This window comes from Bacillus sp. ISL-34 (genome assembly GCF_018613325.1).
In the GTDB taxonomy this organism is placed as follows: Bacteria; Bacillota; Bacilli; order Bacillales; family DSM-1321; genus Peribacillus.
On sequence record NZ_JAGGQJ010000006.1, the window covers coordinates 25,429 to 35,802 of the forward strand.

A 10,374-nucleotide genomic window follows, 5' to 3' on the forward strand; every position below is an offset into this window, starting at 1 on the left:
TAGCATTAAGAAACTTGTTCTAGTTCTTTTTTGGAAGGAGGGTTGAATTGACCTTCCCATTTAGAGATGACGATTGCTGCAAGTGAATTACCGATAACGTTTACTACTGTACGTCCCATATCAAGAATACGGTCGATACCGGCAATAAATGCTAGACCTTCAATAGGAATACCGACAGTTCCCAATGTCGCTAAAAGAACTACGAAAGATACACCCGGTACACCCGCAATTCCCTTGGACGTGATCATCAACACTAGCATTAGCGTAATTTGCTCATACATGCTCAAATCGATTCCGTACATTTGAGCGATGAAGATAGCTGCTAACGCTTGGTATAATGTAGAACCATCAAGGTTAAAGGAGTATCCAGTCGGGATAACAAATGTAGCAATATGCTTCGGACATCCCGCTTTCTCCATTTTTTCCATGATTTTCGGAAGAACCGCTTCTGAACTTGCAGTAGAGAAAGCAAGAATCAATTCTTCTTTTAGAAGCTTAATCAACGTAAAGATATTGAATCCTACAAATTTTGCAATAAGACCCAGAATGACAATTACAAAGAAAAGCATTGTTCCGTAAACAGAAAGCGCTAACTTTCCTAACGGAATTAAAGATTCCAAACCGAATTTGGAGATAGTCACACCGATTAGTGCAAATACACCGATAGGAGCGAATTTCATGACCATATTAGTTAAGTAGAACATTCCTTCTGCTGTACCTTGGAAGAAACGGAATACTGGTTTGCCCTTTTCACCGATGGCCGCAATACTAAGTCCAAACAACACGGAGAAGAAAATGATCGCTAGCATATCGCCTTCTACCATTGCTTTAACTGGATTGGATGGTACAATGTGTACGATTGTATCTACGAACGATTCATGCTGCTTAGTCTCTGCTGTATCAACATATGTGGAGATATCAGTTTGTTCCAGATTATTCATATTCACACCAGCACCAGGCTGGATGATATTCGCTGAAATTAAACCAACAGCAATTGCTATCATAGTTACCACAACAAAGTATGATAATGATTTAGCACCTAGTTTACCTACCGCTTTCAAATCACCTACACCGGCAACTGCAACGATAAGGCTTGAAACGATGATCGGCACTACAATCATTTTAATCATTCGTAGGAAAATGTCTCCGAATGGCTGTAAAAAGTTTTGGGCCGTCTCATTACCATAAAAAATGGCACCAACGGTAATCCCTAGAATTAAACCAATGAAAATTTGGCTAGCTAAACTTAATTTGAATTTCTTCATTTACTTTCCTCACCTTCCATAAAGTCTTTGATGCAAAAACATTTTTGTCTCGGTAAGGGAAACAAGATACTAATAAAAAGAAAGTAATTTTTCTTTTTTTGAAAAACTCTGTCTTTACGCCGAAAAAAAAGACACTTCATGTGTCGATTTCTTATTGGCGTGAATATTCACACATGTTCCCTTAAAGACGCTGACGAGGTTAGCTGTCGGGTTAGGAATTGGAAACACAAATGCCCTTTCATTTCTGAATTCACCCCTAGCGGATAAAATCCACAAAAATGGGTCCCCCGTTCTTGGAATAAGATTAAGCGAGTTAACTTATAATAAAATATTATACTAAAAATGATAATCTGTAAATATTTATTCGCATCAGTTCTAGAAAAAATCTTTAAATATGTCTGAATATTCTGTATTAAACACTATTGTATCTATAATTACTCTTCCCGATTTTTAATCATATAAGTTATATTGATATAATTTGACATCACCTCTCTTGATGAAAGAAGCGGTTATTTTTCCAAAATGCCAAGTAACAGATATCTTACTTTTTCCCTAGAGGTGAATTTTTTATAAGTTGCAGCTTTCACTTTTTCAAATTGAATTGGGGTAATAAAGTAAGAATGGTTCTTCACTTCCACATTCTGCTCCAGTAGAATGACGTCACCCACCGACGGTCCCTTTATGATTTCTTGCTTCCCTTCGCCCTTAAGCCCTTTTGTAATGTAATGTTTATCCACATGGCCTTTTTTAGTCAGTTTGTAAATATAAGGCTGTTTTTGGTATTGTACCGCCTCTATAGGAATGGAGGGTACACCGGCTTTCTCATTGGTTATTACAGTAAGATTCACTTTGGATCCCACCAACAAAGGTTCCGTTTCTTCACCTTCCGGTTCGATTAGTGCCTGAAATGGAAATCTGTTATCTTTTTTTAATGACGGCTCTTCAGCGGGATAGGAATGGATGCGGCCTATCGTTCCTTTCAATGCCTTTTTTGAATCAGAGGAACTTGCTTTTATAGTCATGCCCACTTCAACCTTTTTCATTTCCTCTTCGGAGAAATCACCTTCAATTGCCATATTTGTAGAAACAATGGATATAATGGGATTATTCAGGTTTTTATTGATACTTTTAACTACACCATCAGCCTCACTCGTCGACACGATCGCACTGGACTGCTCCTCAATTGAACTTAATTTAGCGTCAAGCATTTTCACTTTTTCATTCAAACTGTTTTTTTCCAGTTCCTGCTTGTAAATTTCTTGCTCAACGTTACTTTTAATAAGATCTGAAGAACTTGTTGTTATATCAATATTCAAGTTTTTTTCCACCGATTCATCAATTGCTGCTTTTTCAGGATCACTGGTCAGGGTCCCTTGATAAGACCTCAACTTCCCTATGTATTCCTCAATCCCTGCAATTTCTCCCTCAGCTGCCGTTTTTTCCGCTACCAAATTCGCTTTAAGTGCATCAAGTTCGGTCGTCGTATACTCAAACAACGAGGAGCCAGCCGTAATCGCATCGCCTTCTTTTACAAGGAATTTCTTAAAATCATTTTTCTTGGTGTCGAAATAGATATCATACTCTTCTTCAGGTTTAATTACCCCATTTGTTTGAATGGTATCCGTAATTGTATCTTTTTTTACCTTTGTCCAGTTTTCAACGAAAACAGTTCGTTCCACTTTGCTTTCTTTTTTTTCAATAAGATATAAGTTAACGGTTATTAACACTATCGACGCAATGGAGACCGTTGCTATTTTCCATTTCCCTCTCATTCATTTCACCCGCCTTATACAAATACGCCTACTTGGATGCATGCTAAAAAGGCTTTAACAAACCATGTGGCCAGATAGAATAGAACAATCATTAAAAGGATCAAATAATTATTTCGTCCTGTAAACCCCTTTAAATAAAAATATTGCAGAGCAATAATAAGAAATTGAAAAATGGTGATTTCGCTGAAAAAGTGAATGAAATAATCACTTCTGAGAAAATACTGACTGATGATCCCCAATGAAAAAGGATTGGCATCACTCCCTATATCCATTAAAACGAATAGAGGAATCAGTAATGTTTTTTCCACTAATTGCAAAACAAAAAGAATCATTTGAACGATAACTAATTTTAAATATGGGATGTCAGTAACGATCCAAAAGAATAGAGCCGATAAAAATATGTATAGGGAAGGGTCGATTATGCCTGTTATTATATTGCCGCTCAAAATCAGCAACTTTGCTGCTTCGAATTCATCGGCACTCATCTTCGTGATTTCCTTGGAGAACGATTCTGAACCAATGCCAAAGTATCCCCCAAGGGCGAATACTATAAGACTAAGAAAATATAAAAATAGCAATTTCAATCCAAGCTTTGTGACTGCCTCTGCATTTTGCAGCTGATAACGACTTCGATGAGGCTCTAAAATGCCCTTTAACAATCTGACCTGGTACACCATATGTGGTCCTCCTGCAAAAATTGATATATCATCATATATTTTATCTTATTTTGGAAACAATTGCAGAAATAAGGAATGAATATACAAAAAAAACACATAATCATTACCCTTCAAATTTAATCCATTACACTAATTTGGAGTTAATACTGACAAATGATGGGCAAGAACTTTAATGCGTGCAGGAGTTTGTCTATAGTTCTCTCCATCCATATCCACATCAAGCGGCCTCTTGGTCTCAACGGTCAGGGTACCGGCTTGTAAATAAGTCACCCCGGAGTCAGTGCTCATATTTTGAGTCCATGAACGTTTCATCGCAATTATTTCTAAAAATGCACCAAGGCTTGCATTTTCCAAGATGGCAACGCCAAAGAGCCCATCGTCTGGACTGATCATGGGAAAGGGCAATAAATTAGTGCCGATAAAACAACCATTCAAGACCAAAATCATAACTGCTTCCCCTTCAATCAAATCCCCATCATTTTCTAGTTTATAGGAAAAGGGAGCATTCTCACCAATCATCCTTACAGCACTTAATAAATATCCTATCTTTCCGAACCTGCTTTTTTCCTGCTCATCAATATTATTTGATGCATCTGAAATAAGCCCCACTCCCCAAAAATTAGAAAAATAATCGTTATTGGCCTGCCCAATATCAATCGAACGAACTTTACCATTTACTAATGCTTCCGCAGCTTGACGAACATTTTGAGGAATCTTTAATGTTCTGGAGAAGTCATTGCAAGTCCCTCCAGGTAAAATCCCAAACAACGGCCGTCTCCGAAGCGGTGAAAGGCCATTTACACACTCATGTACCGTTCCATCTCCTCCTAATACGAAAACTACATCCATGTCTTCACCGTATTCCAAACAAAAACGGCATGCATCGCCTTTTTCCTTCGTTTGCAGAATGAGAAACTCATCAATATGTGGAGCTATTATTGGAAGACAACCCTCAAGATTCCTTTCGAGTTTACCATTACCGGCATTTTCATTATAAATCAGCATCCCCTTTTTCCATCGCATGATTTTTGCCCCCATATTATTGAAAGAATCGTCTTCTTCCCATCACTTTTACTTTTTCCTAAACCCCCGCTTTTGAAACTCATTAAGATAAAATGAAAAAAAGAGGCTATACGCCCCTTTCGATAAAGCCTTCATATACTTGTCAAATAATCCTTCATCATTAAAATAAGCTTTGAAGACAAGGAACTTCTTTTTTCATTTTTTTCCAAAAATAACAAAAGGCTTTCCAAGATGATGGGGCTTGGCTTAACTTTTGAAAATTCTTCCTGGATCGCTTTTAGTGCTTCCGTATTTTTACGTGTATCCATTCCCTCTTCTTTACGTGTTTCCACTTCCAGCATCCTGACAATGATCGAATGGATTTCCTCTTTTGGGCTCATATCCCGCATCGAGCATCCCGGCAGGGGAAATTGTTTTAATAATGGATCTTCCATGTTCTGGAGGCTTGCGATAATTGAATCCATCCGGTTCAATATGAAACTAGGTAACAATTCCACATTGAAAGCATTTTGTTTCCTGATCAATATTCCGATATATCCTTTGAAAAGGGAATCTAAAATTATGGTGCAATCCGGCAAAAGATCAGCCGAAAGTCCCGGGTATAACTCAATGATTTTACGCTTGAACCAAATCAGGCCCTCTTCATGGATAAAATGTAAAAATCTATCTAGTTCTTTGCTGATATGAACCATTTGTTCCTGCATCATCATTTGAATCAAGTTGGTATTTCCCGTCATATGCTCAATGTGAACAGTGATTTGCCTCATGAATTTGTCTTTGCTGGACAATGAAGCATCCAGTTCAAGATCAAGTAATGAGTCCGTCAACGCTTCATAATAAAATTTAAAAATGGAGACCAGTAATTCTTCCTTCGATTTAAAATGATTATAAAAAGACCCCTTTGCTATCCCACATTTTTCAGCAATTTCCTGAACGGAAGTGGCATGATAGCCTTTCTCCGCGAAAAGCTCTACAGACTTATCTATGATCATCTTATTTTTTTCTTTCATCAAATTCATCCTATCTCTTAAAATTATCCGTTGGTGACCGATGGGTCACATCTTTCAAATTGTATCCCAAAACCCCTGAAATCACAACGTTGACACTAACGAATATTATCTGTTGCAATCATAATCCATATACTATATATTTGAGTCTGTGACCGACTAGTCACAATTTTATGTATGGAGGGTACAAGCTTGAATTCAATAATTAAATTTTCATTAAAGAATAAATTGGCAATCTGGTTGCTTACGATCATCATCGTTGCAGCTGGTTTATACTCCGGTTTAAACATGAAACAAGAAACCATCCCAAGCATCTCGACTCCTTTAATAAGCATCTCCACTGTATATCCTGGTGCTGCACCTGAAGAAGTAGCAGAGAAACTCACAGACCAGATTGAGCAGAAAGTAACAAATTTGCCAGGAGTCGAATTAGTCAGTTCTTCGTCCATGGCTAATGCCTCTTCCGTCCAATTACAATATGATTATGACAGGGATATGGACGACGCTGTAAAAGAAGTGAAAGAAGCTTTAGAGAAATTGGAACTTCCTGAGGGAGTGGATGACCCAAGCGTATCAAAATTGGAATTAAACGCTTTTCCTGTCGTCGCACTCAGTGTAACAGATAAGGGTTCCGATTTACCAGCTCTTACAAAAAACGTCGAAAAGGTGTTAGTGCCTAAACTTGAAGGAATTGACGGCGTGACATCCGTATCAATTTCCGGACAACAAGTAAATGAAGGCAGCCTTGTATTCGACGAGGAAAAAATGGCTCAATACGGGCTCGATGAAGATACCGTAAAGAAGGTTATCCAGGCCGCAAACGTCAACATGCCGCTTGGCATATATAACTTTGATGATAAAGAAAAAACGATCGTTGTGGATGGAAACATCTCCACATTAAAAGACCTGAAAAATATAAAGATACCTTTAACCGGCGGCTCTCAAACAGGAACGCCAGCACAAAACGGACCGGAAACCAATCAATTATCTCCTGAAATGGCAACAGGTCATGCCCAACTGCAAAACGTCAAATTATCAGACATTGCCGATGTTAAAATCACCGGTAAGGCTGAATCGATTTCAAGAACAAACGGCAGCGAATCGATTGGGATTCAGGTTACAAGATCGCCTGATGCCGATACAGTTGCAATCGTAGACGAAGTAAACGAAGAAGTATCTAATTTCAAAGAAGATTTTAAAGGCGTAAGTGTACACACTACGCTTGATCAAGCTAAACCGATTAAAGACTCTGTTGAAACCATGATCAGCAAGGCACTCTTCGGCTGTCTGTTTGCCGTCATTGTTATCATGCTTTTCCTTAGGAACTTTAAAACGACTCTCATTTCCGTCATTTCGATTCCATTATCCCTGTTAGCAGCGCTTTTGGTGCTCAAACAAATGGATATTTCATTGAATGTCATGACACTTGGGGCCATGACGGTTGCCATTGGCCGAGTCGTCGATGACTCCATTGTCGTCATTGAAAATATTTATAGAAGGATGGCTTTAAAAGGCGAACAATTAAAAGGCGGCGAATTAATACGATCAGCCACTAAGGAAATGTTCATCCCCATCCTTTCATCCACAATCGTTACTGTAGCCGTATACCTGCCTTTAGCAAGCGTTACAGGTCCTGTCGGGGAACTATTCATGCCATTCGCCTTAACAATGGTGTTTGCATTGGTCGCTTCATTAATAATCGCCATCACTCTTGTTCCGGCAATGGCAGATTCTTTATTTAAAAAGGGACTATCAAAAAAAGAATTAAAATCACATGAAGAAAAACCAAGCAAACTATCAGCATTCTACCGAAAAGCACTGGATTGGTCGTTAAACCATAAGTTAATCACGTTCGGTACAGCTATTGTATTATTGGTCGGCAGCTTATTCCTAATCCCAAGCATCGGTGTCAGCTTCATGCCTGCAGATGAAGAAAAAACGATTATCGTCACTTACACTCCCGCACCTGGAGAGTTAAAAGAGGATATTCAAAAGCAAACAGAAAAAGTCGAAAAATACTTCATGGATATAGACGATGTGAAGACCGTTCAATACACACTTGGTGAAAGCATGATGGGCGGCATGATGGGCGGCTCGAGTAACTCGGCTCTCTTCTATGTACTCTATGATGAAGACACCGAAAATTTCGGGGACAAAAAAGAAACCGTCATAAAAGATTTAACTGAACTTGAGTCGCCTGGAACATGGAAACAACAAGAATTCACGTCAACATCAAGCAATGAAACCACTCTATTTGTTTACGGAAATACACAAAAAGATATTGAACCGGTAATTGACGATATTCAAAATATCATGAAGAAAAATAAAGATTTAAAAGATGTTGATACAAGTCTTTCCGATGCTTATGAGCAATATACTCTAGTTGCAGACCAGGAAAAGCTAAGTGACCTTGGACTGACAGCTGCACAAATTGGTATGTCCATTGCCAATACGAATAAAGATGATGCTCTAACTACGATTAAGAAAAATGGAGAAGAAGTCAAAGTATATATCGAGACAGAAGAAACGACATTCGAAGACAAAAAAGATCTTGAAAATACGAAAATTTCTTCTCCAATGGGAATGGAAATCCCATTGAAAGAGCTAGTGAAAATTGAAGAAGGCAAAGCTTCCGATACAATCAGCCACCGCGATGGAAAAATTTATGCCGACGTGTCTGCAACAATCAAAACGGATGATGTGGCAGCAGTAACAGCTGAGGTACAAAAGGAAGTTGATAAATTAGACCTTCCCGCAAGCGTCACTATAGACTATGGCGGAGTGACGGAAGATATCCAGGAATCATTCACTCAACTTGGTATCGCTATGTTAGCGGCCGTTGCTATCGTATACTTTGTCCTAGTCGTTACTTTCCATGGTGGTTTAGCACCAATAGCCATTCTCTTCTCCTTACCATTTACGGTAATCGGGGCATTGGCAGGGCTATTCGTTGCAGGTGAGACCATCAGCGTTTCAGCAATGATGGGTGTCCTAATGCTTATTGGTATCGTCGTAACCAATGCCATCGTATTAGTGGACCGTGTTATCAAGAATGAAGAATCCGGGATATCTACCAGGGAAGCTTTACTCGAGGCAGGATCCACCCGTCTACGCCCAATCCTGATGACTGCCCTTGCCACAATCGGCGCTTTAATACCTCTGGCAATCGGTGCAGAAGGCAGTGGATTAATATCACAAGGTTTGGGGATTACCGTTATCGGCGGACTTGTGAGTTCTACATTGCTAACACTTGTAATAGTGCCGGTAGTATACGAAGTCATAATGAAAATAGGTAAAAAGAAGAAAAAAACAGTTAAGTAAAGAATCAAAAAAGAGGGGGTTCCTTATATTAGAAATCCCCTCTTTCTTGATTCAACAATGGCATCAATATGCTCTTAATAAATACAACTGCCCTCATACTACTGGCCCCCAAGTCCTCTTCGTCATTTCCAAGGAAATTTGTTTGTTTGAAAATCTTATATATAAACAAAAAAGGGAAAGAGCTCGCTTTCCCTTTTAATTGCTATGGATTAGTGTTTTGTGAAAGTTTGGTCTATCGCATTTGCCAGGTCCAGCGATTTTTCTTTTAGATAACGTTTCGTTACGTTTAAATCTTTATGACCGGCAAGCTTGGATATCGTTTGTATATCTATTCCATTATCAACTAACCTTTGGCAAAAGGTATGTCGCAGTTTATGTGGATGCACATTGTATTTTTTTAATATATATTGAACTGACCTCGGAGTGATCCTCTGATTATAGCTTGAGATGAATAACGGATCTGCTTTTTCTTTTAAAGAAAAAAGATAATTTTGTACATGTTGTATAGCCGATATTGTAAGGGGAACGGATCTATCGATTTCACCTTTTGCGTTCCTGACAAGTATATAATTCCGCTCTGTTTCCATGATGACGTCACGGCCATTCAAGTCACATAATTCGGAGACACGGATTCCTGTATGTAACAAAAGGTAGACGATGGCAATGTTCCTTAGATTTCCTTCTGCTTCTATATCTTTTAACAGAATCTGCTGCTCATTCATGCTTAAAGTTTCAGGTAGCTCAAGCTTGTGCTCCTTAACCTTACGTTCCACAGAAAGCATCACTTGCGGTTTACCTAAAAATTTAAAGAAAACATTTAAAGCGATATAGTGTTTTTCGATTGTTCCTGGGCTTTTCTTGCAATTTTCTAAATAATCAAGATAACCCTGAACATCTTCAGAATGAATCTCCATCAATATCTTTTGTGTCTGGTCACAAAACTGTGAAAGGACACCAGTATACGTTTTGATCGTATTAGCTGATTTGCCTTGGTCTCTCAACCATTCAGCAAACGAAAAAATCATTTCATCTTTAGCAGAGGTATCCATCGGCTATTCCCCCAATGACAGTTTCAGAACTACGTTAAGTTTAACATATATCCCTATAGAAACGAAGAATTCTGTCCCTTTGTCTTAATCAGATATGGATAATACAGATAGAAGTAGAAATTAAAATGCATTCATAGTATGCCCTACCATGTATACTGCATATAACTTTCTTTATGGCCCTTTTTATTTCTCTACTTTTTAAAGGTTTAAATACTAAGATACTGAAGGAATGACAACAGCAAAAAAAGACCAGCCGGATG

At 38.5% G+C, this 10,374-nt stretch carries 7 protein-coding genes and 1 riboswitch; of the genes, 1 reads left to right on the forward strand and 6 read right to left on the reverse strand.

Translation table 11 applies throughout. The features are described 5' to 3' along the window. Positions 1 to 5: 5 nt before the first annotated feature. The 5 genes from J7E52_RS07530 to J7E52_RS07550 form a co-directional block, all read right to left on the reverse strand. Positions 6 to 1,265, reverse strand: a complete 1,260-nt coding sequence (locus J7E52_RS07530) for a cation:dicarboxylate symporter family transporter (protein ID WP_214744593.1) — start codon at positions 1,263 to 1,265, stop codon at positions 6 to 8. Positions 1,266 to 1,438: 173 nt separating this feature from the next. Further along, positions 1,439 to 1,586: riboswitch (cyclic di-AMP (ydaO/yuaA leader) on the reverse strand. A 188-nt stretch (positions 1,587 to 1,774) separates the two neighbouring features. Continuing rightward, positions 1,775 to 3,037, reverse strand: coding sequence for an efflux RND transporter periplasmic adaptor subunit (locus J7E52_RS07535; RefSeq protein ID WP_214744594.1), 1,263 nt, complete (start codon positions 3,035 to 3,037; stop codon positions 1,775 to 1,777). 14 nt (positions 3,038 to 3,051) lie between these two features. Then, entirely contained in the window at positions 3,052 to 3,714 is a 663-nt protein-coding gene (locus J7E52_RS07540) for a hypothetical protein (protein ID WP_214744596.1), read from the reverse strand. A 129-nt stretch (positions 3,715 to 3,843) separates the two neighbouring features. Then, positions 3,844 to 4,737 (reverse strand): YegS/Rv2252/BmrU family lipid kinase, encoded by an 894-nt coding sequence (locus J7E52_RS07545; protein WP_214744598.1) that lies wholly within the window; start codon positions 4,735 to 4,737, stop codon positions 3,844 to 3,846. 131 nt (positions 4,738 to 4,868) lie between these two features. Further along, the gene (locus tag J7E52_RS07550) at positions 4,869 to 5,747 is read right to left on the reverse strand and encodes a TetR/AcrR family transcriptional regulator (protein ID WP_214744601.1); all 879 of its coding nucleotides are present in this window, start codon (positions 5,745 to 5,747) and stop codon (positions 4,869 to 4,871) included. A gap of 189 nt (positions 5,748 to 5,936) precedes the next feature. Here J7E52_RS07550 and J7E52_RS07555 point away from each other — a divergent pair, with 189 nt between their 5' ends. Further along, the gene (locus J7E52_RS07555; protein ID WP_214744603.1) at positions 5,937 to 9,065 is read left to right on the forward strand and encodes an efflux RND transporter permease subunit; all 3,129 of its coding nucleotides are present in this window, start codon (positions 5,937 to 5,939) and stop codon (positions 9,063 to 9,065) included. A 209-nt stretch (positions 9,066 to 9,274) separates the two neighbouring features. On the opposite strand, the gene J7E52_RS07560 is transcribed toward J7E52_RS07555, so the two are convergent. Beyond that, positions 9,275 to 10,114, reverse strand: a complete 840-nt coding sequence (locus J7E52_RS07560) for a tyrosine-type recombinase/integrase (protein WP_214744605.1) — start codon at positions 10,112 to 10,114, stop codon at positions 9,275 to 9,277. Positions 10,115 to 10,374: the final 260 nt, after the last annotated feature.